The organism is Planctomycetia bacterium (assembly GCA_016795155.1).
In the GTDB taxonomy this organism is placed as follows: domain Bacteria; phylum Planctomycetota; class Planctomycetia; order Gemmatales; family HRBIN36; genus JAEUIE01.
The window spans coordinates 131,274-155,985 of sequence record JAEUIE010000006.1; the positions used below are offsets into that span (position 1 = coordinate 131,274).

The 24,712-nt window shown below is 52.9% G+C and carries 22 protein-coding genes; 2 read left to right on the forward strand and 20 right to left on the reverse strand.

The window, feature by feature from the left end; all coding sequences use genetic code 11:
* The first annotated feature begins 8 nt into the window (after positions 1 to 8).
* The gene (gene mtnA, locus JNJ77_03410) at positions 9 to 1,043 is read left to right on the forward strand and encodes an S-methyl-5-thioribose-1-phosphate isomerase (GenBank protein ID MBL8821610.1); all 1,035 of its coding nucleotides are present in this window, start codon (positions 9 to 11) and stop codon (positions 1,041 to 1,043) included.
* Here mtnA and glnE read toward each other — a convergent pair.
* The 12 genes from glnE to JNJ77_03470 all read right to left on the reverse strand — a co-directional run bounded on the left by glnE (position 1,009) and on the right by JNJ77_03470 (position 14,448).
* On the reverse strand, positions 1,009 to 4,131 hold the full coding sequence (gene glnE, locus JNJ77_03415) for a bifunctional [glutamate--ammonia ligase]-adenylyl-L-tyrosine phosphorylase/[glutamate--ammonia-ligase] adenylyltransferase (protein MBL8821611.1): 3,123 nt from the start codon (positions 4,129 to 4,131) through the stop codon (positions 1,009 to 1,011). The genes mtnA and glnE overlap by 35 nt on opposite strands.
* On the reverse strand, positions 4,128 to 4,892 hold the full coding sequence (locus JNJ77_03420) for a S8 family serine peptidase (protein MBL8821612.1): 765 nt from the start codon (positions 4,890 to 4,892) through the stop codon (positions 4,128 to 4,130). Before JNJ77_03420 ends, glnE begins: the two co-directional genes overlap by 4 nt.
* Positions 4,893 to 4,900: 8 nt before the next feature.
* Positions 4,901 to 6,124: a response regulator gene (locus JNJ77_03425; GenBank protein MBL8821613.1), complete on the reverse strand. Its 1,224-nt coding sequence runs from the start codon at positions 6,122 to 6,124 to the stop codon at positions 4,901 to 4,903.
* A gap of 97 nt (positions 6,125 to 6,221) precedes the next feature.
* Positions 6,222 to 7,757: a hypothetical protein gene (locus JNJ77_03430; GenBank protein ID MBL8821614.1), complete on the reverse strand. Its 1,536-nt coding sequence runs from the start codon at positions 7,755 to 7,757 to the stop codon at positions 6,222 to 6,224.
* A gap of 450 nt (positions 7,758 to 8,207) precedes the next feature.
* A complete protein-coding gene (locus JNJ77_03435; protein ID MBL8821615.1) occupies positions 8,208 to 8,915 on the reverse strand; it encodes a nucleotidyltransferase family protein in 708 nt (235 codons plus the stop codon).
* A gap of 17 nt (positions 8,916 to 8,932) precedes the next feature.
* Complete coding sequence (locus JNJ77_03440; GenBank protein ID MBL8821616.1) at positions 8,933 to 9,430, reverse strand: DinB family protein; 498 nt, start codon at positions 9,428 to 9,430, stop codon at positions 8,933 to 8,935.
* Between the two features lie 61 nt (positions 9,431 to 9,491).
* Positions 9,492 to 10,787 (reverse strand): hypothetical protein, encoded by a 1,296-nt coding sequence (locus JNJ77_03445; protein MBL8821617.1) that lies wholly within the window; start codon positions 10,785 to 10,787, stop codon positions 9,492 to 9,494.
* Positions 10,784 to 11,383, reverse strand: a complete 600-nt coding sequence (locus JNJ77_03450) for a hypothetical protein (GenBank protein MBL8821618.1) — start codon at positions 11,381 to 11,383, stop codon at positions 10,784 to 10,786. The genes JNJ77_03445 and JNJ77_03450 overlap by 4 nt, the downstream gene beginning before the upstream one ends.
* Positions 11,384 to 11,478: 95 nt before the next feature.
* On the reverse strand, positions 11,479 to 12,150 hold the full coding sequence (locus JNJ77_03455) for a hypothetical protein (GenBank protein MBL8821619.1): 672 nt from the start codon (positions 12,148 to 12,150) through the stop codon (positions 11,479 to 11,481).
* Positions 12,147 to 12,623, reverse strand: a complete 477-nt coding sequence (locus JNJ77_03460; GenBank protein MBL8821620.1) for a hypothetical protein — start codon at positions 12,621 to 12,623, stop codon at positions 12,147 to 12,149. Before JNJ77_03460 ends, JNJ77_03455 begins: the two co-directional genes overlap by 4 nt.
* Complete coding sequence (locus JNJ77_03465; GenBank protein ID MBL8821621.1) at positions 12,620 to 13,030, reverse strand: MotA/TolQ/ExbB proton channel family protein; 411 nt, start codon at positions 13,028 to 13,030, stop codon at positions 12,620 to 12,622. The genes JNJ77_03460 and JNJ77_03465 overlap by 4 nt, the downstream gene beginning before the upstream one ends.
* A 23-nt stretch (positions 13,031 to 13,053) precedes the next feature.
* The gene (locus JNJ77_03470; protein ID MBL8821622.1) at positions 13,054 to 14,448 is read right to left on the reverse strand and encodes a 1-acyl-sn-glycerol-3-phosphate acyltransferase; all 1,395 of its coding nucleotides are present in this window, start codon (positions 14,446 to 14,448) and stop codon (positions 13,054 to 13,056) included.
* 155 nt (positions 14,449 to 14,603) lie between these two features.
* On the opposite strand from JNJ77_03470, the gene JNJ77_03475 reads away from it, so the two are divergent.
* Positions 14,604 to 15,896, forward strand: coding sequence for an AI-2E family transporter (locus JNJ77_03475; GenBank protein MBL8821623.1), 1,293 nt, complete (start codon positions 14,604 to 14,606; stop codon positions 15,894 to 15,896).
* Between the two features lie 15 nt (positions 15,897 to 15,911).
* Here JNJ77_03475 and JNJ77_03480 read toward each other — a convergent pair whose 3' ends face one another.
* The 8 genes from JNJ77_03480 to JNJ77_03515 all read right to left on the reverse strand — a co-directional run bounded on the left by JNJ77_03480 (position 15,912) and on the right by JNJ77_03515 (position 24,695).
* Positions 15,912 to 17,201, reverse strand: a complete 1,290-nt coding sequence (locus tag JNJ77_03480) for a cation:proton antiporter (protein MBL8821624.1) — start codon at positions 17,199 to 17,201, stop codon at positions 15,912 to 15,914.
* A gap of 14 nt (positions 17,202 to 17,215) precedes the next feature.
* Positions 17,216 to 17,701 carry a 6-carboxytetrahydropterin synthase gene (locus JNJ77_03485; protein MBL8821625.1) on the reverse strand — a complete coding sequence of 162 codons (486 nt, stop codon included), beginning with the start codon at positions 17,699 to 17,701 and terminating at the stop codon, positions 17,216 to 17,218.
* 35 nt (positions 17,702 to 17,736) lie between these two features.
* Complete coding sequence (locus JNJ77_03490; GenBank protein ID MBL8821626.1) at positions 17,737 to 18,573, reverse strand: triphosphoribosyl-dephospho-CoA synthase; 837 nt, start codon at positions 18,571 to 18,573, stop codon at positions 17,737 to 17,739.
* Between the two features lie 14 nt (positions 18,574 to 18,587).
* A complete protein-coding gene (locus JNJ77_03495) occupies positions 18,588 to 19,067 on the reverse strand; it encodes an acetyltransferase (protein ID MBL8821627.1) in 480 nt (159 codons plus the stop codon).
* 15 nt (positions 19,068 to 19,082) lie between these two features.
* Positions 19,083 to 21,320: a serine/threonine protein kinase gene (locus JNJ77_03500; GenBank protein ID MBL8821628.1), complete on the reverse strand. Its 2,238-nt coding sequence runs from the start codon at positions 21,318 to 21,320 to the stop codon at positions 19,083 to 19,085.
* A gap of 66 nt (positions 21,321 to 21,386) precedes the next feature.
* Positions 21,387 to 22,115, reverse strand: a complete 729-nt coding sequence (locus JNJ77_03505; GenBank protein ID MBL8821629.1) for a sigma-70 family RNA polymerase sigma factor — start codon at positions 22,113 to 22,115, stop codon at positions 21,387 to 21,389.
* A 153-nt stretch (positions 22,116 to 22,268) separates the two neighbouring features.
* Positions 22,269 to 23,255, reverse strand: a complete 987-nt coding sequence (locus tag JNJ77_03510; GenBank protein ID MBL8821630.1) for a carbohydrate porin — start codon at positions 23,253 to 23,255, stop codon at positions 22,269 to 22,271.
* A gap of 642 nt (positions 23,256 to 23,897) precedes the next feature.
* Positions 23,898 to 24,695, reverse strand: a complete 798-nt coding sequence (locus JNJ77_03515; protein MBL8821631.1) for an Mrp/NBP35 family ATP-binding protein — start codon at positions 24,693 to 24,695, stop codon at positions 23,898 to 23,900.
* Positions 24,696 to 24,712: the final 17 nt, after the last annotated feature.

A 24,712-nucleotide genomic window follows, 5' to 3' on the forward strand; every position in this document is an offset into this window, starting at 1 on the left:
AATACCCCATGTTGTACCGCTCACTAGCGTGGCAAGGCGATGCCCTGGGTGAATTGCGCCTGCTCGATCAGACTCGGTTGCCTGGAGAAACCATTTATCGCCATTGCACGACCATTGAACAGGTCTGGCAAGCCATCAGGGAATTGTGCGTACGCGGAGCGCCAGCGATCGGTGTTTCGGCAGCGTATGGTGTGGTATTAGGCGTGCGTGCTTTCGTACACCCCACGCTGGAAACTGTAAAACAGGCAACCAATTACCTGCGTACGAGCCGACCTACCGCCGTCAATTTGTTCTGGGCGCTTGATCGCATGGATGCCGCGGCGGAAAAATACTTCCATAAGCCTGAAGGACAGCTGATTGAACTGTTACTGGCCACGGCTCAAGATATTGAAGATGAAGACGTAGAAACCTCTCGCAGCATTGGAGAATTTGGGTCACATCTCATTCCCGATGGTGGCGGCGTGTTGACTCATTGCAACACCGGCGCACTGGCCACCGCAGAGTATGGCACTGCGTTAGCTGCCATCATCATGGCCTGGGAACAGGGGAAAAGGTTTACCGTCTTTGCAGATGAAACTCGGCCATTGCTTCAAGGTGCGAGATTGACCGCCTGGGAATTGCAACAGCATGGCATCCCCTGCACCCTCATTTGCGATAACATGGCTGCTCAGGTCATGCGGGAAGGGAAAGTGCAACTGGCCATCGTGGGAGCGGACCGTATCGCAGCTAATGGTGATACTGCCAACAAGATTGGTACCTATGGCGTTGCTATTCTCTGCAACTATCACAAGCTGCCGTTTTTTGTTGCAGCCCCACAAAGCACTTTCGATCTGAATCTGGCAGATGGTACAGGTATTCCCATTGAACAGCGTCATGCCGATGAGATCACCCAGGCTTTTGGCAAACGCACTGCACCGGTTGATGTAGCAATCTACAATCCAGCGTTCGATGTCACCCCCGCATCATTAATTTCGGGCATCGTCACCGAACATGGCATCATTCAGCCCGTTAATGCTGAAGAGATTGCCCGTCGGCTGCGCTGATATTCCGCTCTTGTGCCATCATTTCCAGAAATACTTTTCGCATCTGCTCTGTCTGCATGGTTAAAGTAGACTTGAAACTCTGAATAGCCCGATCAGCATCTGTTTCCAGATACCCCATCCGCCTGACCAACGTCAGCATATCTACCGATGAAGCCGGCAGACTTTCCAAAGATTGATGATGCAGCATCCGCAGTCGGCTTTCAATCGTTCTGAGAAAAGTGTAATGATCATGAACCAGTCTATATGTTTCCTGATCGATTAATTTCACCTGCATCAGCGCAGTAAGAGCTTCCCAGATATTGGGCTGCCGAATAGATGAATATTGGCATCCATATTTCAGCAGAAAGGATTGAACCAGGAATTCGACATCGACAATGCCACCCTTTCCACGCTTGAGGTCTGTTTCTGATCGACTGGCTTCCATTCTTATTCGCATCGACAGAATTTCATCAATTACTGCTGGTGACCATTCTGAAAGATAAGTCGCTTCATGAATCACTTGCAGCACGATATCAGAAAATACTGGTTCCCCTTCCACTATTCTGGCGCGGGTTAACGCCTGTCTTTCCCAAAGCTGTGCCTCGCCTTCAGCATAATACTTTCGGAAACCTTCCAGTGGCACCACCAGACTTCCCGACTTTCCCGTTGGCCGAAGCCGCATATCTACCTGATACAACCTGCCCAGCGGCCCGTGATGTCCCAAAGACTTGATCATCCGTTGAGCCAGCTCGCTGAAAAAGTGAATATTGTCGGTCGATTGTCCATTACTCGAATCGGTCTTACCATCTGCTTCATAAATCAGGATCAGGTCGAGATCGCTTTGATAACTCATCTCCCTGCCGCCAAGCTTTCCCAGCCCCACGATGGCAAACCTGCACGCCCTGTCGGAATCGGGCATCCGAGGTACTCCCCATCGCCTACACAACAACTGGTATTCCCGATGGACGATCTGATGCAACAGTGTCTGGGCCAGATCGGAAAGAGATGCCAGGGTATCTCGTAAAGGCCGTTTGCTCAGGATGTCCTGCACGCCGATGCGAAGCAGTTCCTTGTTCTGAAAACTGTGCAGAATGCGATTGATCAATTCCGGATCGGCACCCTGGCAGAGTTCCTGAAGTTCCCGCTGCAGATCATCCCTGGTCCTGGGTTGATTCAGCACCAGCGAATCCAATAGCTCATCAATCATACCCGGATGACTCATCAGAATCTGCGACAGATACTGACTGGACGCACACAACTCGACATACAGCTTCAGACTCGGTTCATTGAAACTGAACAGTTCCCAAAGCACCCCCTTGGCCCCCAGCGATGCAGTCACTTTTTCCAGATTGGTTAATGCCATATCAGGATCAGGCGTTTCTGATAAAGCCAGAAGCAGCTTGCGGATAATGCTGGCCAGAAAATGACGACAGCGGCGGGTTGGCAGAAACGGTACAGGTTCCTCGGCAAGCAATTGAATATTTCGTAATGCAGTGGCTGAGTCTCGAAATCCGAACCGCTTAAGCGTAGTTGCTGCACGGTCGTTTTGATCTTCAGGCAACAGTATCAGATCTGTTTCCGGAGAATCGATCTGTGCAGCATCTGCAAATGCATCATGCAGGAGATGGTTCAGCACTTTCCGGTTCAGCGTGGTGACCTGTCGGAAATCGCTCAAGAACTGCGATTGCGCGGTTTCTGCCTGGTCGTAATATCCCAATCGGATAGCAAGCCGGCGCAGTTCCTCCGGGCGGTCGGGCAAATGATGCGTCTGCAAGTCGCTCAGTAATTGCAGTCGATGTTCTGTCCTACGCAAGAAACGGTAGCCCTTTTCCAGAATTTCCCCTTCGGTGGGGGTCAGGCAGTCTGCTCGGAGCAATGCAGTGATGGCGTGCAGCGTGTTGTTGTTACGCACTGCAGGCAATTCACCACCATTAAGCAACTGCAGAAACTGAATGACGAATTCGATATCACGTATGCCACCGTAGCCTGTCTTTACATCGCGTGTATCATCGCCTTGCCTTAGTGCACGCTGTTCGATTTTCCGTTTGATGGCCTTCACTTCACTGATTTCAGCGAAAGCCAGGTACTTGCGATAAATGAAAGGTTCGATGGCTTGCAGGAATCGAGTCCCCAGCTCTGAATCACCCGCGATAGGTCTGACCTTGATTAAAGCCTGGCGTTCCCAGGTGCGGCCCAGCGTATCGTAATAACTGAGCGTACTGCTCAGGCTGCGAACCAGTGGACCACGTTGCCCTTCAGGCCGAAGTCGAAAATCGACTCGGTATGCCGCAGGCGCTGCGGTCAGCAATCGCAACATCTCGGTAGTCACCCTGCTGTAATACTCTTCTAGGGTAACCTGCAATTTTCCATCCGTCTGGCCATCTTCGTCGTATACAATCATCAGGTCGATATCGCTGGAGTAATTCAGTTCTCCTCCACCGAGCTTCCCAAATGCCAACACAATCATTTTGCCAAACTGTCCATGCACCGAGACCGGATTGCCAAACCTTTTTCGAACGGTTCGCTCGGCTTGAGTCAAGGCAACATTCACTGCAGCTTCTGCAACATAAGCAATATCTGCAGTTACTTCCTCCAGAGGCCTATCCCGCATGATGTCGTTGATGCCAATACGCAGCAATTGCCTGGCTCGATAATTGCGAATTACCCGCAACACCGTGGAATCTTCGTAACTGGAGCTGACCTCGGCCTGCAATTCTGTAATCAATTCCTCTTTGGTTGGCGTGCGACTGAGTGGAAAACCCAGCATGGCAATCGCTGCAGGCTGAGTCATCAGCGTATCGCTGAGAAACTGGCTGGTGCCCATCAGATTGATCAAGGTTTCAATCGCATCGGGATGGTGTGAGAGAATTTCTTCGAGAAGTGGCACAGCATTCTCGGTGGAAAGAAACCGCTCCAGGTTGTTCAGTGCCATATCGGGGTCTGCACTGCGAGCCAGCAGGCTTTGCCACAAAGGCAGACAGCGCTGCAGTTGTTCCTGTCCCAACAGCTTCTCCAGTGAAGCATAATTCCGCTCACCCCGGCTAATGTCATGAATGCCTGCTGCAAGCAGAAACGACACGCATTCAGCCGATGCTGATTCTGAATTCATGTCGTTACCTCGGAGGCCATGTGATACAGAGCTGATTTCACTTCAAAGGGTTTCAACCCAGGCTTTAGCGACAGCAATTTGGCAATGAGAGCAGAGACATGGGCTGTTGCCCAACTGGAAGCAGGAGTCTGTGTCAGAAAATTCAGATTACTGCTGGCAGTGGCTTGAAATTCCACCCGTTCGTTAGGTGAATAACATAACTGCACTGCATGTTTATCCGATTTCCCACGGCTGACACCTATCAGCGGAGCTCCCATGATGGCAGGAAAACTGCGCGAATGGGGATGATCATTATGTGCTGCAGCCACCGATATCACATCCCGGTGGTAACACTCTTCGATAATACGCTGAAGTTGCCAGCGCCTCTGGATGGGAAACAGCCTGTCTTCCGTAATGCCCAGCGAGATATTCAAGACATGGCAACGCGCCTCGTGAACACACCATTCGATAGCTCGAATGAGTGTTTCGACATCACAATAACCTGACGAGCTGAATACATCAGCTGAGATGAGTGTTGCTTGTGGCGCATGTAGCAGTATGAGACCGGCTACCGCAGTCCCATGCGGAGCGCTCTGCAAGCCCTCGTATGGAAGTGTTTTGCCTGGTTCGAAGATACTGCCCTCAATAGCTGATGCATAACCCTGCTGTTGCAGTGTAGCCTGATCGATGCCCGTATCAATGATACCAACCCGCACCCCCTGCCCGGTTGCCTGGGGATGCTGCATCAATTCATTCAAACTGACAGGCCAGTGGGGTTGCAACTTCAGACTCATGATGAAGGAAGACGGGTGACATCATCGAGCAGGCTTTCCACCTGATGCAGCATTGCCTCAATACGATTGACAGCATCTGCACCATACTTCTGTGACAATCGCTGAAGCAGATCAGCCCAGTGTTCCACCTGTTGTCCGGTGACCGAACCTGCCTTCTGAACCTGCGATCTGAATACATCACTGCCCTGTGCACCGGCTGATTTCGTCAACTCTCCAGTAAAACGTTTACTCTCCTGTAAAGCTGCTTGCAGGGTGCTGTACAACATCCGCTGTGATTCACGTTCCCCCAGGACCAGTTTGAGCAGTAATCCTGCCATGGGCTGCAAAGCTCGAAGCCGATCCTTGTCTTCGCTATCAAAAGCTTTGACATCACCTTTTTTGTCGAACAATTCAACGATGGCTACACACGCCTGGCTCGTATGCATTGTCAGGCCGAGCAACTGGGAATGTTTTGATTCCGTTGGCGATAGCTGTACGCCACTGAGATGCCTTGTGGAAGCAAGAGAGGTGAGCAACCCCTCATTCGACATGCTGCAAACTGCTGCTGCTAGTGACTGTGCATAACGCCAACCACGCCAGACTTCCACTCGGCTGCCTTGGATATCAAAAACCTGGATATTCTCCTTCCCCAAGTTCTGGCTGGCAGTATCTCTGACAATCAGTAACCCAGCACTGGCATCCGTAAGTCGCTGTGCCAACATCATCACTGCCCGTGCGACTTCATCCAGATGTATACCGTCCTGATGCAATACACTGGCTGTTTCCAGCCTGGGCAGTGCTTCCTGCACCAGTGCCCGAAAACGGGACAACTGCTGATGAATTTCCCGTTCCCGTTTGCGGGGCCGCAGGTGTTCCAGTTGCCTGCGAACTGCGGAAAGGAAGAAATCTTTCGTCAGGTCGTGACTTTTATCAAGATAATCCCGTATTCCGAGCCGAAGTGCATCCAGCGGCGTCGCCTGGCTTGCATAACCGGTGATCAGGATAGCAGTCAGATCACTTTGGAACTCGTGCAGGTCTTCGAGCAGTTGTAGACCGTTCAGCCCAGCACCGAGGTTCCAATCGAGAATTGCCAGATCAATCTGATGCTGGTTGGCCAGTTGCAATGCTGCTGCTGCATCGTTTGCTGCCAATACTTTCAAGTTCAACTGGCTGCCTTGCAACCATTCGGTCAGTGTGGTCCGAACGGACGACTCATCATCAACGATGAGAACAGTTTCCATATGCACCTCGCAATGGGTGTAAGCTCCTGTTCATTGTAAAGAGATGGTAACCAGAATGTTAATGGAACTCGGCATGAGTTCCATTAACATTGCCCTGTTACACTTTCAACAGCTTGCAGGCCTGTTCATACCCTGGTGCCGGATGGCCACACTCGCTGGCAGTCACCCGTGCCAGTGCCAGCAGTTGCCGCCAGCGGTATGCTTCTCGTGTGGAATTGAATTCTTCTACGACCGTCCGGTAATACTTCTCGGCATGCAAGGCGCCATCTTCGCTGATGGCATATTTCAGCAATGTCGCAAAGACGGGTGATGCATCTTGCTTGAGTTCGTGGATACGGTTTACGAGCGCACAAGCTCTTGCCTGTTCTTTCGCCCGGATAGCGTCTTCCAGTTCCTTGTTCAGATTCTCCGGAGTGACTTTGCTGATGGAATTGCTGTGTTCGGAATGGGGATAGGGTTCCCATTTCAGGAAATCGCCGCCACGGTTGGTTCGGTCTAAAGCCACTTGGTAAGCGCCGAGGATGAGACAAGCAGCAGTATGTTTGGAATGCCGGGCCAGGTTTCGCCAGGCGTTGGCCGAATCGCTGGCATGCACACCAATGGAATCGCCATGCACACTGCCTTGCGGCTTGTTGGGCTGAACCATGCCGCCGTAGCGGCCTTTATCCCGCAGTACGAGTTGGTTCGCTGCAAGAGTGATGGCTTCACCCACTGCATCAGGTAGATAGCCTTCGGATAATGCCATCGCAGCAGCTTCCGCAGCCTGGGAGGCATTGGCACTGAAAATGGTCTTAGCCAGATGATCAACCCAGGCATCATCAGCGGGCTTCTTACCCAATGACTTGTGATCGAACTGATACTTTTCCATCAACTTGGGAAGCAGCGCCCTCACCTCGGCAAAGTAACTTTTCTGATTGTCATTCTCACTCTTGATGCAGTAATGCACCGATTGCCTGAGCAGCGTATGTGCATGTTCCCGCCCTACCAGTTCGAGCATGTCCCAGGAACGGGAGACCATGACAATGCGATGGACTTCGGTCGATTCATGCACTTCGGGCAACAATGCATTGAGGGCATCTTCTGGCGAAGTAGCCAGTTGTTTGAAGATAATCTCTGCCTGCTTGACGTCTTTCTTGTGACAGGCATCACGTAACGCCTGGCTGGTGGAAGTACCGGTCGTCGCAGGGACTTCGTGCAACACTTCAGGGTTGACGCCTCGTTCCTGCATTCGCTGACAGTTGCGATACAACACTTTCAGTACCGGCAAGGCCTGTCGTTCCGTAGGCAGTTCGCGAGCCATCTGGTATGCCGGGTACAATGCCATCATGGTGTGGAAGCCAACGTAATCTTCGCCACCAAAGGTGCGGACATTAGCCAATGCCGCTGCGGATACCACTTCTTTCAGATCAACACCCGTCTTGAGCATGTTCACAATGCGAGGCAACATCTGCTCTGCAGTGCTTTCCTGCATCAACGTAACGAGCGGTTCCAGTTTGCCAAATTTCAGACGAGGTGCAGAATCATCACCCCAGGCTTGGGAAAAACCGAGATCGGTTGCAAGTGCTGAACCAACGCTGGCAACCAGCATGCCACGACCAACATCAGCAAGAAAACGGCGACGAGTGTTCGACATGACTGACCCTCTAGGAGGGAGGAGGTGGGATTTCACTACTACAAGGTACCACCCAGGCTGGGTAAATACCAGTAATGATCAGCCAGTGTTAAGAGTTTGTTCATTTCATGGGATAGTGGAAATGTGGGACACGATTGTATCGTGTCATGATTTACTGTGTCGTTTACGCTGTCACGATATAATCGTGACCCACGGTTGTAATCGGCCACCTGCAGCGCCTCGTGCGCGCGTCTGTTTTCATGGGGTTTTTGTGTGGAACAGGATTCCAATCCTGTTCGCGGTGACAATACGCCGTTGCAGCTCGACGCTGTCAGGATTGGAATCCTGACCCACCGTTGCAATCGACCACCTGCAGCGCCTCGTGCGCGCGCCTGTTTTCATGGGGTTTATGTGTGGAACAGGATTCCAATCCTGTTCGCGGCGACAATACGCCGTTGCAGCTCGACGCTGTCAGGATTGGAATCCTGACCCACGTTTGCACGGAGACAAATCCTGAGTCTGGGCATGTTCCCAGGCGGCTACGGTGCCAATGGGCAGCCAGAACCGGGCGGGAACCAGGTGGACCGTTCCTCTCTCAGCCAACTGGGTGACGTAATCGGTAATCTCGTATTCGCCTCGGGGCGAGAGTTTGAGTTCCAGTTGTTTCACTTTTTCAGGAAACAGGTAGACACCCACGTTGGCCATGCGGGTGCCGTCCAGTTCAGGTTTCTCGACCAGCTTATCGAGCGTGCCATCGGGCTTGGGGAAGGCGATACCGAACTGTCGAGGAGTATCAACGGGATGCACCAGCAACCCAGCTTCCTTCTCACAGAGAAGTTTCAAGTCAGCAGCGGCAAAGAGGTCGTCGGCATTCATGACAAGATACTTATTGCCGGTGAGCTTGGGGAAGCAAGAACGAAAAGCATCGCCGGTGCCTCGTGGCACTTCCTGGCGAACGGTGGACCAGTGGGAAAAGTGTCGTTGCTGTTTCAGATATTCTTCAATCTGTTCCGCCAGGTGATTGACGACCACGACAATGCGTTCGACCGAATCAGGCAAGGCGGCAAGTATCCAGTCAAGAATGGGCCTGCCCTGCACCGGCAAGAGCGGCTTGGGGGTCGTTTCAGTATGCGGGCGGAGACGGGTGCCCAGTCCTGCAGCGAGGATGACAGCTTCCATGAAAACTCCCAAATGGATCAAGCCAGCGGTGGGCGCCCCAGGCTTCTTCGAATGATGGATAATTGGCCCAGGTGCATGGCAGTGTGGGCACCCAGGAATAACAGTGATTCACCCTGATCGCTGAAGAGGGGCGATTCCATGGGTGGCGAATCTTTCAACGTCGTTGCAGGCAGTTTCTCCACCGTCTGCACGAGCAGATCGCGATGGTTATCAAAGTGCCTGACCAGTTCGTGAGGATCGCCAAAATCTGCCGAGGTTCCCGTGGCAGCAGCACGCGTGGTTGCAAAACGCTCAACAAAACCATCAGGCAGTTCAGGCAGTTTGGGAACGCCCAGCTTTCTGAGCTGTGCTCGATCAACGCAGGTCAGGTGGCCTATGATCCATGCAGCGTTGTTGGCACCTAGGCAAGGCCGATGCTGATATTCTTCCGATTTCAGATCATCCACATAGCGGTGAAACATCAACTTCGATGAACGCAAACTGTAGGCAATCGCTTCCTGCGGGGTGTTGAACATAGATGCCTGCCTGTAGGGTGAATATCAGCATTATATGACTCGGCCAAGTTTTTATTTTGTTTCAATTTCGTGTCCATGCTTCCCGCAACAGTGCAGGCGTGCTGTCCAGTTGCATCTGTTCCTTGCTCACGAGTTCTTTCATTGCCAGGGTTTTCTCGAGCCAGTTGACAGTTGATTCAAGTTCAACGAGCCAGGCCGTTTTCAGTTCGGGGGCATGCACGCGGCATTGTTCGACTTGTGGTACTTTCTCTTTGAGCCAGGCAAGCCACAGGCCCAGGGTTTGTTCCAGTTTCTGATCTTTGGAAGCCATTTCCCTGAGCATCACCAGCGTCAGTTGCCTTTCCCCTTTCCAGTATTTCTGTGCAGCCTGGTGAATGACGGTGGGAGGCTTGCGTGGTTCAAAGACCTGATCGAGGAGTTGATGGAGCAGGTTCTGTCTGGCGGTCTGTTCCATCAGCGAGACAGCAGGCTGATCCGCCCAGGTTTGCACCCGGCCTTCCATTTGTTGCAGCAGTTCTTGAACCTGCTTTCGTAGACGTACCACTTCACGGGTAGGCCGTCGCTGGGAAAGGAGATCATGGCTGACCGGTAGCCAACGCAGATGTTCGAGGAACCGTTCCTGTTCCGATGCAGTGAGCTGATCGAAAGAACGCTGTTGCAGTGTTGCAATCAGCTTTTCACAATCAGTCAGATGCCATTTCCAATCTTGTTGTGACCAGACGAGTGGGTTAGCCGTGGGCTGTTGTGGTTGTTGCTTGCCGGGCAACCAGGGAACCGTGCACAACATCAGGATGACATAGCTGCTGACCAGTAGAAGCCCCGCCACCAGGCACCGTTCCGCCTGTCGATGGATGCGCTGCTGCCAAAGCGTAATGGTGGTTCGCAAGCGGGTGATGTAGTCAGTAAGCCGAGCACCCTCGTTTGGTTCAGCCAGCTGCAAGGCAACCCGGCTGGGATCGACCAGTGTTGATGGAATCCAGCTTTTCAGTTCGTGTTCACAGGCACGTTTCAGCCTGCCGAGCATGGTTTGCTGCCATTGCCAGGCCCGCTGTTCAGCATCGTGATCGAGTTGTTCGAAGTTGCGATTGGAAACCAGCAGAATGGGAATGAGCCGATTCTGCCTGGCTCGCAGAGTTGCTGAGGACCATTGTCGGAACACCTTGGCATCTGCAGTCAGTGCATCGTCGGGCTGGGTGGGATCCCAGAGCCAGACCAAGGCATCGAGATCAATCAAGCTGACCGCGCTCGCAGCTTGAATGTACTGCCACTGGAACGATTCAGGCAAAGCTTGCTGCGCCATCCAGGAATGGCCATCAACACCATGACCTGCAAACAGCCCGATGCGGAGAGTTCTCATGGCGAGGCAACCTCCGCATAGGGAACATCAGGCCAGCGTTTCTGCACGATGATGCGGATACGACGCAACGTGCCCTCGCCCGGCGAAGGCTGTTTTTCCACGACCACCCGACCGGGCGGTTCTGAGATGCTTTTCAGTGTACGTTCGAGTTGCTGTTCAAACTCGGCAAGGGTATCGCCTACGACTTTCCTTTCCTGGGCATCGCTTTCGGTTTCCAGCCGCACCATGCAGACGAAATCGCTGGCGAGGTCGGGATGATCTTTCTGCGGAATGAACCGTAGCCGAACGGTCAGTGCATCGCCACCGGGAGCCGTGTGTGAATGGAGCCAGGGGCCGATGGCATCACCCTTGCCTCCGCCTGTACCAGCGCCACCCAGCCCGCGACCCGCCAGTTGCGACAGGCACCAGGCAACGATTAACCAGATGAGGAGGATACGAGGCATGCGGCGAAGAAACCGGCAAGGCAGCCTGACGTTGCGGCGGATTTCAGCGAAGAAGACTGCAACGACGGTAGCGACGGCACCAGCCCAGGCGGCAATGCTGGGTCTAGCGAACCAGTACATGACGCTCAGGAGGGTATCGAAGAATTCCATCATGTGGGTTTGCCTCTCACCCCTGCATATCTCTCTCGATGGTGAAACACACTATGATTCTGCACATCCGGTCCTCTCTCGGAGAGAGAGGACTACCATCATTCGGGTGGGTCGGGTTGCCAGGTGATGTCTTTGCGTTCGACTTTCCAGCCTGCATTTTGAGTCTGTTGTCGGAGTTGATCATACACCCCTTCGCCAGGATGTGGTTCGAGGTACATTCTGAGACGTTTGTTTGGCTTGTCGGCATCTGACATTTTGGTTTGGAGTTCGTTCAACTTACTGATTGTCTGTTTGAGAAAGTCTGCGAGATCATTTCCTTTGACAGATGCGATGATGGGCCTCCATGCATCGGCCTGCCTCTGGTAAGTAACGATTTCGCAGGTAAAGTGTATGAGTTGCCTGGTGTTTTTGTCGCGAAGGAAATAAACGTCAACGATGTTGGCGAAGGATGATTCGACGGGAACGGCCTTGGTGGTCTGGGGCAACACTGTCTGGGTGGCGATGGGAATGGAAGGAGCTACTGCGGAAGTAACCGGGGTGTTGCCTGGTGTTGCAGCGCCGCCACCACCTCGCCCGCCGAACTGCCCTGCCAGATAGCCACCCACTGCACCAATGACGATTGAGATCATGCTGACTACGGTGACGGTCCCTCGCCAGGTGCGACCCCGGCGAAGGGGAACTTTGGGAGTCATGATGGCTCCCAGAATGGTCACTTCTGAAATGAATGCAACACCCAGACCGACGGATAATGCCATTCCCCAGTCCATCATGATGAGCTCCCTGGGCGGCTGATGCCAGGCTGACGACGAAACGGATAGATGCGGGCGATTTCGAGGTTCCAGTTTTTCTTCATGCTCGCCAGTTTCTTTTCGCTCCAGACTGCATCGAACCCCTGATCGCTGATGAGCAGTATGACCAGCGGCGTGCCTTTTTTGCCTCGCAGTGCGAGCAGGCGGTTCATATCGTCGGGTACATCCGTGCGAACTTCACGAAGCAGTTCCTGCTGAGGCCCCAGTTCATAACAGCGGCCCATTTCGCTGCCTGCGGTACCTGCATAGAGATAGACCATATCCAAGCCGGCCTGGTCTGCCAGTGCGGGAGTGGGTGCGGTGGGCTGTTGAGATTTTTCCGTACGGCGCACCTGGGCCTGGGCCATCAGCACGATCATGATGCCGAGCATGATGAACGCAACATCGAGCAGCGGTATGAAGCGAACGATAACGCCGGTGGCCCGCAGATTCATGCAACCTCCTCGGTGGAGAGAGGTTTGGGGGTAGCCAGCCAGAGCAAGGCATTCAGTACCAAATTGGGGCCGATCATGAGCAAGCCGGAACAGGTGGCGCTGAGTGCCGGGGCAAAGGTGCGGAGCGTTTCTGCGAGATTGGGTGTTTCATCAGCGGTGGTCTGGAAACTCTGGAAGGTTGCCATCAGGCTGAGCACGGTACCGAGCAAGCCGAGAATGGGCAACAGTTCGGTCATGGATAGCAGGACGGTACGATAGCGTTCCAGACCCTGCATGAAGGCCATGCTGGTGCCACGCCAACGAGCAAATAAGCCAAAGAGATGGGCGAGGATAAGAACACTTCCCCAGATCAGGATAAACCAGTCGATGCCGCTGGTGCGAACAGTATTCCAATAGACCTCCCACATGGTGCACCTTGGTAAAGCATTGTTCAGGCAGGCAGGCTGGGAGTTGTTGCTCCCGGCAGCAACCTGTTGTTATTGGGCTTGGGCAGGAATTTCCTCAGTGATAATACACAATTCATCAGGTATTTTCTTGTAGTTTGATGCTCTGCCAGCAAAGGCGGATCAATCTTGAAGGGTTCGCCAAGTACGAGAGTGATACGCCTGTTCCAGTCGATCATTTTGCCTTTATTGACCGTAGGTGGTGTTCCGCCGTAGTAAGAAGCGAAGCTGCCCCAGCCCCCTTCAATCCAGATGGGCACTATCGGAATGTTGGGCCTGTCTTTGAGTATGTGCCAGACACCCTGGCCGAAGTGTTTCAGAAGCTCATCTTCCTCGCGACGCATGCGGCCTTCGGGGAAGAGCAGCACGCATTCGCCATGATCGAGCCGTTCCACTGCTTCACCGAGTTCTGGGGGAGTTTCCCTACGACGAGGAATGTCAGCCACGCGAATGCTGCCGAAGATTTCCTTGACGAGAAACTTCAAGCCGGGCTTATCGAAGAACACGCTGGTCATCATCGGCGTGATTTGCCTGGGTATCACCTTTCCGACCCAGACTGGATCGAACCAGGAGGCATGGTTGGCGACAACCAGCACCGGACCATAAGCAGGGAACTGCCCGATGCCCGGCCCCACCAGTTTGAAACGATACCAGGGCAGGAAGAAGAGTTCGAAGAATGATTCGAACATCTCACGTCGATAAAGATAGAGCCAAAGCAACAGGACAACGGTAGCGATAAGGAACAGCACCCAGGCTCGTGTCTGTACGCCATCCCATAAAGCCTGGTAGGCTGCCTGTGGCATAATGGCTAATGGATTATCTGTGTTGGCAAAGCGATCAGATCGGCGAACCAGGTCGTTGATTTTGAAATTGTAATCAGACCAGGCATAAAGCAGCAGACTCAAGCCACCCATAAAGGCAGCGGCAGCCCAGTCGAGCGGTTTCTTCATGCCATCCATGATGGAGACGTAAGGCAACCGCCTGAGTGCAGTGGCAATGGGAACGTACCAGATGACGCCGGCAGTGATAGCAAACAGCGGACGCCCAAAGCTCGGTGAATAATCGACAATCAGCCCCACAATCATCTGTATCCAGAGAAAGAGGCCCGCCCACGGCAACAGACCCAGGCTGCGCCAGGGGTGAGGCTGCACCAGAAAGGCTGCGGTGGCACCAATAAACATGTAACCCAGGACCACTGCGGTTGTTGGCTTGGTGCTCGACAGGTCTTTGTAGGATGGCATGCCTGGAACCAGAAAATGCCAGACGTAATTGATGTCGATCCAGAGCCAGGTAAACAGCAACAGGGCAATGATGCCAACGAAAAAGGGCAGCGGACTGACCGTACGATTATCTTGCCAGGGACGCAGGTTGCCGGTCGACATGCCACCCTCAAATTACCAGGACCATGCTTGTTCTTATCTCCTGACCTATGGTACAGTCTCTACGGGAAGCTGTCAGCAGGAATGTCTGATTCCTTCCTATGATGAACACGAACAACTACATTGACCCCCTGCAGTCAATGGAGATTTCAATAGACATGCAAAACAATCCGCCCACCAGTTTCCTGCATTCTTACCCCGAAACACGCTGGGGGCTGAATTTCCTGGCACTGTTCGGGGTGATCATCGCCCTCGCCATGGGTAAGCCGCTGATCATGCCACTCATTGTGGCCCTGATGCTGGCTGCAGTGTTTTATCCCGTGGTAGAAATTCTGCGTATACGCTGGTGGCTGCCTCGCGGCGTTGCAGCCATCGTGGTGATGATCGGACTGATTCTGGCCATGACGTTGGGCATCATCTGGATTGTGGTTTCCATTCAAAATGGTTTTCAGGAACTGAGTACACCTGATGGCAGGCTGGTCTATTACAAGAAACTGCATAACCGCGTATCGGAAGATTTGTCGGACAAAATTGCGGAACAACTTTTCCCATTACAGCCACCACGAAGTGAACCGGAGAAGACCATCGAGTTAAGGGATGCAGACAATAAGGAAATCATGGGACCGCCGATACCGTCGGCTGAGCAAACTTCGGATAAACCCCATGTGCCCGATCCCAATCAGTCGCTGATCTTCGGCTGGCTGAACAAACAGTTCAGCATGGAAGGAAGCATGTTGCCGACTCTTATCTTTTCGACGTTTGAAGTCTCGATGATCACGCTGATCGTGCTTTTCCTGATGCTATTTCTCTGGATGGATGGTGAAATGCTGGCCGGGCGGCTGGCGGAAGTGTTCGGGCCACGCACGGGGCCTTATTTTTCCGCCACCTATCGGGCACTGGAAGAAATGGCCAAGCAGGTGCGTTCCTATATCGTCTGGCGAACTGCCATCAACCTGGCTATCACCCTTATTCTCGGGGTGGTGTATAGCGTGATGGGACTCAAGCAGCCCTGGACCTGTGCCATCTTTGCAGGGGTGATGGGATACATTCCCTACATCGGCCACGTAGCTGGCTGCATACCTGCGATCTTCGATGGTTTCGTCAATGCCAACCTGATTGTCGTTCTGTGGATACTCATTGTCTACGGTGTTCTGCTCTTGATCGAGGGCTATGTCATCTTCCCGCTGGTGGTAGGCCGACACATGGAAATGAATGCCACCACGGTGATCCTGGCATGTCTGTTCTGGCAACTGGTGTGGGGCAACATTGGTTTATTCCTGGCGATGCCACTGACTGCAGGCATCAAGGCGATCTGTGCCAATGTCACGATGCTCCGGCCGTGGGCCAACCTGATGGGGCAACATGAGATCATGCCTTTGGAAGAGGAACCCGGCGGAGATGTCTGGCCGGAACCTCACCCTGCCGGGCAATCACCGTTGATTCATGATTGAAACTAACTTGAAGGGTTATCGACGACGCTGCATGGTTTTTCGCCATGCAGACCGAAATAACCCCGATTGATTAATCGGTTCTTCCAGCTCAGTGCCACGGTACAGGTATTTCAGTAATGGTGTCGTCATCAGTGTGGTTACGATCGCCATCAGCACCAGCATGGTGAAAATGGTTTTGTTCAAGATGCCCTGTTCGAGACCAACATTGAGGACGATCAATGCCATGAGGGCGCGAGTGTTCATCATGGCTCCGATCAGCGATGCTTCTTTCCAGTTATAGCCATTCCAGTGTGCCACTACGGTGCAGCCAACGAACTTGCCAACCACGGCAGCAACCATGATCAGGATCGCGAGCAGCCAGTGATTGACACTCTGCAAACTGCCAATGGCAGTGTTCAAGCCGGTGTAGGTGAAAAAGACAGGCAGGAAGAAGGCGGAAACAAAATTACGGAACGAATCTCCCAGGGCATGATGCAGCTTTTCGTTCCCCGACAGGCTCGCCCCGAACATGAAGGCGCCAAACTCGGCAAAGACACCGATTTTCAACGTGATCCATCCACAGAGCATCAGTAGTATCAGGAGGGCCGACAGGCCCAGAAGTTCCAGCCGATTTTCTGTGCGGGCAAAGTAAAAATCGAGCAGTTTTCGCATGAGAGGCCTGATCACCAGCAACATGATGGCTACGAATCCCATTGTCTGCAGGATCATCAGCAGGGTCTGGGCAGGATCAAACTGCGAGCGCACCGCAGCAACAATGCTGGCGAGGAGAATCCAGGCTGCAGCATCATCGACTGCTGCTGCAGTGATGGTCACCGTACCCAACTTTGTTTTCGTAATACCCAGTTCCATCATCATTCTGCCCAGCACTGGAAGCGCAGTAATGGATAAGGCAGTGCCCATGAACAGGCACAGCCCCCATAGCGGCCTTTGCATTTCCATCTGACTGTGCAGTAACGGAGCCAGCCCTAGCCCAAAGATAAACGGGAGCGCAATGCCAACGATGGAGATCATCACCGCAGCCCGGCCCAGATGTCGCAGGTGGCTGAAGTCAAATTCCATGCCGACGATAAACAGGAGCAGCACCAGGCCCAGTTCCTTGATAATTTGAAAGGCGGGCTGCACTTCCGGTCGAAAGATGGTGGCCCATAGTTCTGGAGCTAAGGGCTGAAACAGCGAAGGCCCCAGCAGGATGCCCCCAACAATTTCACCCACGACCATGGGCTGATGAAACTGCCGGAATATCCAGCCTGTCAGCCGGGCAACAGCGATAATGACAACGAGTTGAATGAGAACGACTGCAAACATATCGGGAGGCTGGCCTAGGTTTCACAATAAATGGCAGACTGCCCGTGGCTCTCTTCCACTTCAACAGTTAACGTGGATGGAGTGAAGTTGCATTCCTTCTTCAAGCTGATGCGCAACCGACCAGCAATATATTTTGCCAGTAGTTCTGCCGTGGTGTTTTCGATTGGGAGCAAAATGCAGTCATCAAGCGGAAAGCTCCATCGCTTCTTTTCAAAGCTGACGTTGACCTGTTCGCCATCTACCTGGACTTTGATGAACCTGCTTTGCGTGGGCAGCATCATGCGGTGGTCGAGTTCATCGCTGATCTGCATAGTGAACTTTTTGAGAGCGATGAAATCGAATACATAATGGTTGTCATCGAGCGGGCCGGAGACTTCCACAGCAACTTTGTAGTTGTGGCCATGCAGCCTTTCGCAGCAGGCGCCTTCATAGGTGATGAAGTGGCCTGAGCAGAAGGTCAAATGATCCTTGGTAACTCGAACCGTATAGGTAGCAGGCATGAAGCAATCTCATGGTGCATAAGCAGTCGATTATTCTAGGGGAAGCGAATCGGTATGCTACCTTTTCGCAAGGCCAGATAGATGGCCCCAGCCATCAGGTCAGCCATGGTGCCGGGGTTGCGACGGTGTCCATCGGCGCGCAGCCAGTGGTCGAGATCGTCAAATGCCTGTTGGCCTGCGTGGGTATCTGGCCAGCCCGCATCGAGTACAGCTTGTGCCTTCAGTTGTGCATCCTTCATCACACCTTCGCCACACTTGCGGGCGATGAGGGTATCGCCTAACGTTGCCAGCCCCACCAGAAACGCACGTTGAATGGAGAGTGTGAGGTCAGCGGTCTGCTGATATGTCATTTCCAGTTCAGGCAACAGCAAGCCAAAGACATCAGCAAAGCAACGTACATATTGCCGGGCAATCCAATCACGATCTGCGGCCAGTTGCATGGCTTCGAGAAGTGTTGCCGTGGGTTTCTGGTGAACATCCTGACTGTCTGCCTTTCCCAGGCCGCCGGGCTGCGCAAGACGAATCGCTTCATAGACCAGTTCTGTATCGTGCACGGTAAGTGCATGGAGTATGGATGCAAGCTCGATCTGATTAGCACTTTTGGCCAGTGGCGCGAGCACGAGAATGATGCCAAGGTTGGTATTTTTGCCCACCGTTTGCCGTGTGGCTCTCACCGCGTCTAAAACAATTTCGCCGACAGTGTGATGTTCGGCATGGGCCAGCACAGGAGCAATGGCCTTGGCGCTCTGCACAAAGTCATCGTAGCTGGTGTCACTGAATGCAGCGCCTGGATGTACGTTACCCGGTTTGGGCACCGTGGCTTCCCACAGGCAGGCCAGTTCAACCAGGTTAATATCTGCTTCAGCGTTCATGGCATCCTGAGTTGTCACCAGATGAACTTCCGGGCTATGTCATCCTCCTGGCCATCATCGGGATGCTGCGAAAGGTGAATGAGTGGAAAGGGGTTGCCTTGACCATCGAGAGGCGACCGGCCCGTGATGCGGAACCCGTTGGCCAAATAAAACTGGATCGCTTCAGGGTTCTGTTCATTAACATCGACGGTGAGGTAGCCTTTCAGTTGCTCAGCATGCTTGAGAAGATGCTTGCCTGCACCCAGGCGGAAAAAAGGCGGATCGAGAAAGATGGCTTCGAGCTTGTTGCCATCCAGCCCCATGAAGCCCATGAATTCACCAGAGTCAGCAGTGAGTACCCAGAGTTCCAGTGCAGGCAAGGCATGATCGCGAACCAGCGGATAGAGCCGCTCAATATCCTTATTCGTCAGAAACGTATGGGTAGCCTGCACGGAACGAAGCCAGAGTTCTAGCAACGCTGGATGGTCATGTGGAGTAGCTTGTCGTATCTGCATGTTGTGTAGTACCCGTCAATTGTAAGGTGGCACACTGACTGGCGGCTGTTCAGGCTCACGTGGACTGTAGTATACCGTGGTTGGCATCAGGAAGAGCAGAACAGCTGCGATGAGAATGATCAGTACGATGCAGACATTCAGCAGGCGTTTAACTTTCACACTGTTCCAAGGTGCAAAGGTCAGGGTCATTGCCAGGATGCTGCCGACGAGGAGGCCTGAAATCCACCCGGCTGCTTCGCTGCCATTGATAATTACATGAGAGAAGGCTCTGCCCAGCGATTCCCCGGCATTGAGTGATTTCAGAGTGATCAACAGCACGCTGAGACCTGCAATCCCGAACAGCACCATCAGAAAGATGAACTGAGCCTTCTGGACATGGCTTACGCCTAATGTCCTAATTGCCTGCATGGTGTGATTGAAAAACAACAGCCCTACCCAAACCAGACCAACTCCCAGTATCGCGAAGATCGCAGTTGCTTCCCCAGCGGCTTGACCACCAAAGGGCATGCGTATTTCATGCCCTGCGAGGAAGGCTGAGCTTATCCAAATGGTGAAAGCAGTTCCCAGACCCAGCGAGACGATAGTCAATAATCCATTCAAGCCAATGAAATTATGATCCGTTGGTACATGAACCGTTGAGCGGATTTCTGTCTTCATCTGCTGCGATGGATTTGGTGGGGAGATTGTTGACTTTCTCCAGCCGAACTGACTTTTTACCTCAGGCTTGAGCAGCAACAGAAAGGCCCACAGCCCGGCTGGGATGCTGAGCCAGGTTACCCAGATGGCAGGCCAGCGTGTGAAAATGAGATGGTTCATTTTGTTGGGGGCCTGGTTGCTCAGATTAAGTATCTTGTCGCGCAGACTGCGCGCTTCGAAAGTGAAAGCCCGAGTATCGTTGCGATCCGGATTGAAACTGATTCCCTGCCTTTCAGCCATGTCAATCAACTGTTCCAGATTAGTTTCATGGTCGATTGGCCGGAGGAAGTAGGCCATCTGGGCCATGGGTGCCATCGCGACCAGACAGCCGAGCATGGCCAGGAGACGAAACTTTTTCCAGATGATCAGCAAGCCTGTTACCGCAACAGCGGAACCAAGGAAAAGATCAGCCATGGTTAAGATCATCCACGATTTATTGGTAGACTGATAACTCAGCCGAGCTTCTTCGACCTGGATTATGCCGATAGCCCAGATGGCAAATTCGAAAAGCCCCAGCACGAGCAAGGCAATACCTGCCAGCTTGACGTTTTTCAGCCAGGGCAAGTGTTGCGTTAATGAAGCACCCAGCGATGAGGCAGGCATGGGAACAACGCCCCGGCTGATCTGTTCCACATCCTGCTTGATCTGGCTGGCATGCTGGTAACGCAGTTCCGGTTCTTTCTCCAGTGTCTTCAAAACGACTTCGTCGATGCGAACATCGATCTGCACTTTTTTGGATGGTGGTGCAAAACGCCCCAGAGGTAATTCACCTGTCAGCAGTTCATAGAAGACCACGCCGACAGCGTATAGATCAGCGCGGTGATCAACTTGCCTGGCTCCTTCCATCTGCTCAGGAGCCATGTAGCCTACCGTGCCCATAACCTGGTTGGTGGCAGTGAGATGTCGGGAGAGCGTGCTCTGGCCCAGCAACTTGGCCAGGCCGAAGTCTGCGATCTTCACCCGGCCGCGCTTATCAAGCAGGATATTCTCCGGCTTGATGTCGCGATGCACCACACCTTCCTGATGAGCATACTGCAAGGCATCACAAATCTGACCAACAATAGTAAGAGCTTCTTTTGGCTCAACGCTTTTGGTTTGGATAGCCTCTCGAAGGTTGACACCATCGACATACTCCATGATGAAGAAGCACCAGCCAGCCTTGTCACCGTGATCATGGATGTTGACGATGTTTGGATGGTTCAGCCTGGCCATGGCACGGGCTTCGCGGGCGAAGCGATTGGCAAACTCCGCTTCCTGGCCTGAGAGCTTGGGGAGGATTTTTAATGCGACCAGACGATCAAGGCGGGTCTGCCTGGCTTGGTAGACAGCACCCATGCCCCCCTGCCCCAGCAGTTTGATGATTTCCAGTTCAGGAAAGTGGGGCACCAACTCTGCAATGGCTGGCGCAGTGAAAGTACGATCATAGGGCGTGGTCTGAGCACTCCGGCTGGCCTGCGATGGATGCAGGCCCGGTTTGAGCAGGCAGGCAGCACATAAGCCACCAGGGGCATCTGCTGCCACTTCATTACCACACTGGGAACACATTCTGGTTGACATAATGCACCATGCCCATCCATTTCTTACTCTTACTTAACGGAGATTACCCCGTTTGTGACACGATTTTTACGATTTTCTCGACGCCAGGTTAAACAGGTATTGTATTTCTTCTTCAATCTGGACTGGTTCAGTAACGGTATCCCCAATTTCTTCGAGCAAAAGCTGCTGGTATTTCTTGCGAAGCTTGGAAACCATCTGCCTGAGGGCTGCGGGTGTTTTCTGATGCTGAGTAGCCAAGGCATCGTAGTCGGGCTTGGTGCCCAGGATGCTGGGAAGTAGTTGCTCAATGAGCTTGCTATCTTCCGTCTTCTGGTCAGGTTCAAGAAACCGTTTCATGACCCGTTTGAGGATGATGTTCAGCCAGACTTTTTCGAAAAGCACTTCGGGGGATGCTTCACGGGCGACTGCCTGATAAGCCTGCTCACCTTCTACCTGGTACATGCTGAAAGTCAGTTTGGAGCCACCGCGTTTGTGAGCCTGCTTCTTCTCTCGCTCATGTGAGAGAAAGTTCTTCATGCAGCTGAGCAGGAACGTACGAAAGCGGCCTCGCTGCGGATCAGCAACCGCCCAGGGATTGCGATGCAGCAGATCGAGAATGAAGGCCTGTGTCATGTCACGGGCATCGTGTCGATCGTAACCGTCTTGTCTGAGGTATGCATAGAGTGGAGGCCAATAGCGTGCACAGAGTTCCGAGAGAGCATCCTGCTTTTTGGATTGATCAGACTTACCTGCAGCAGCTACCAGGCTCCAGCGCGTGGTGGCAAAGCGAACCGGACGTGATGAGGAATTTGCCAAGGGTCATTCCATGCAGGATAGTCCTGATCAGTATTGCTTGAAGCACCTTGAAAAGTACTATCAGCATAGAATGTCTCGGTTTGAATGCAATCATGAAAAAACCTGGTGTCAAAAGAGACACCAGGTGCTGGAAAGGAGTGGTGAGTGCTCAGATTAGAAATCAAGTTTCATACGCAGACCAAACAGCAAAGCGGTATCAATACGTTCGCGGCCTGGCAGAATGACCTGGAAGTCAGGGGTAATGTGCCACCAGGGGGTAACGCCAACATTATAAAAGACTTCAACACCCTGCTCATCCTTCAGTGGGAACAGATTGGGAGCGAAGTTCTTCAGATTATCAGTCAGGCCGTTATAGAAATAGCCTACACCCCAGGTATCGTTCTGCCTGCTGCTAGCCAGACTGGCGCCACCGAAGCCGATGCTGCCTGCCCAGCGAATCGGGCTGGGGTCTTCGTCAGCGATGCCAATGGTGCCAAAGATGCCCCAGGTTCGCTTGGGGTTGCAAGAGTCTGCCATGAGTGCCTGATCGAACATGTAGAAGATCGACCAGGAATTCTGCACCTGGGGATTCGGAATGAATACACCTTCTTCAGGATCAAAGTAGGCTGTACGATCCAGGGTGCGGTAAGATCCGGTGCTGAATGAACCACCAATAGTTTGATGACCAGCCAGGCCGTTGAAATTGACAGGCAGTGATGCCATGGCAATCATGGTAACGCCGTTGTTGAAGAAGGTATCAAACCCGGTATTGGTAGGCGTGCTGTTGGTATCCAAAGCCATGAAACTGAACAGTGCTTCCTGGTTGTTATCCAGCACAGCAACTCCACCACCCCAACTCGAATAGGGGACTGTTCGAGCAAGAACCATGGGCAAGCCGAAGGAAATATTCATGAAGGCATCAACACCACGGCCACCAGCATAAGGCTGCTTGAACTCGTCGAGGGTGTTGATCTTACCACCAAAGACAGCAAAGTTCTGAGACAGGAATTGTGTGTACTTGATTCCGGTCAGGGCGGTTTCGGTTTCATTAACAGCAGGGAAAATCTGCCCCAGGCTCACGGGGAATACCGTACCCGCGGCCAGGTTGGCTGACAGGCCGTAGATGGTTTCACCATGCAGGGTGAGGAACGAGCCTTTCATCAAGCCTGCTTTTTCACCATCCACGTTCAGGAAGTAATCCAACCTGCCGCCGTAGAAGTAATTCTGATCGCGTCCGCCACTGTCAACACCCTGGTAGAACTGGGTCCAACTGGTGTCAAATGTGATGCCTCGGCAATTGGCAAGATCATTGCGGAAGCCACCCCAATCGCCAGTCATTTTCAGCCTGGTCTGCCAGCATCCTCCGAAATCGAGCATGGCTGCTGCAGCGGGATTGCAGACATTGCAAGGGTTTGACTCAGCAGGAGCAGCAGCGGGTGCGGTGCTGGAGGCAGCTGCCTTATCATCACCATTCCAATGAATGGTAACCGTAGGAACCGGTTCCTGGGCCTGAATTGCTGATGGTACGATGGAAAGTAAAGCTGCGCTACAACCCAACGCAGCCAGGCGTTTGGCAAACATCCCTGTTTCTCCGATGTGAGTGGCCTGGCGTTCATCGTCCTGATTTCAGCCAGTAGGGGTCATATCGTCGAACGGTTGCATGCTGGAATCGCCAGCGCTCACAGAATGGTACCCGAAAACGAAGGCTGAGTAACTCTTGTAAGCCGTATGCGGTTTCTGCTGAATGTGCATGCGGTGCTGATGAGAAATGCTGATAGGAGAGTTTTTAATTAAAGTTTTGAGTTACAACTTCAACTCAGGCAGTTCAGCCTGCTGTTTGACCTCAGCACATCTTTGTGAGACTCTACTGGCCAGTTCCAGATATTGCTTTGCAACTTCGGAATCAGGATGGCTATGCACGATCGGGTCGCCGGCATCGCCCTGGCTGGCAACTTGTGGCACGATGGCAAGCTTAGCGAGTAGCGGCACATTATATTCTGCAGCACACTTGTCCCCGCCTCCGCTGCCGAAGATGGCGTATTCCTTGCCATCGTCTCCCCGGAAGTAACTCATGTTTTCAACAACACCGAGCAGTGGCACCTTCAATGCTTCAAACATCTGGGCACCACGGCGAACCACTTCCAGACTGACATCCTGAGGCATCGTTACCAGCAGCGCTCCGGTTGGAGGCACTTCCTGACAGAGCGATAACTGTGCATCGCCAGTACCTGGAGGCAAATCAATCACGAGGAAATCGAGTTCACCCCATGGAATTTGTGTAACGTAAGCGACGACGTATTTGCCTACCATCGGACCACGCAGAATGTTTGCCTGGCCTGGAGCCGAGATGAAAGCCGACGACATGATCTTGATGCCGTACTTCTCTACCGGGAGTCCTTGCGTTCGTTGATCGACCTGCTTGACGCCAACCATTTTACCGACGGAGGGGCCGAGGATATCGCCATCAGCCAGGCCGACGCGGTGCCCCTGTTTGGCCAATGCAACTGCCAGGTTTACTGCAACAGTCGATTTACCCACGCCTCCCTTGCCGCTGGCGACCGCGATGGTGTATTGAACTGTTGAATTCAAGGTATTCTCCAAACCAAGTAAACCTGCAC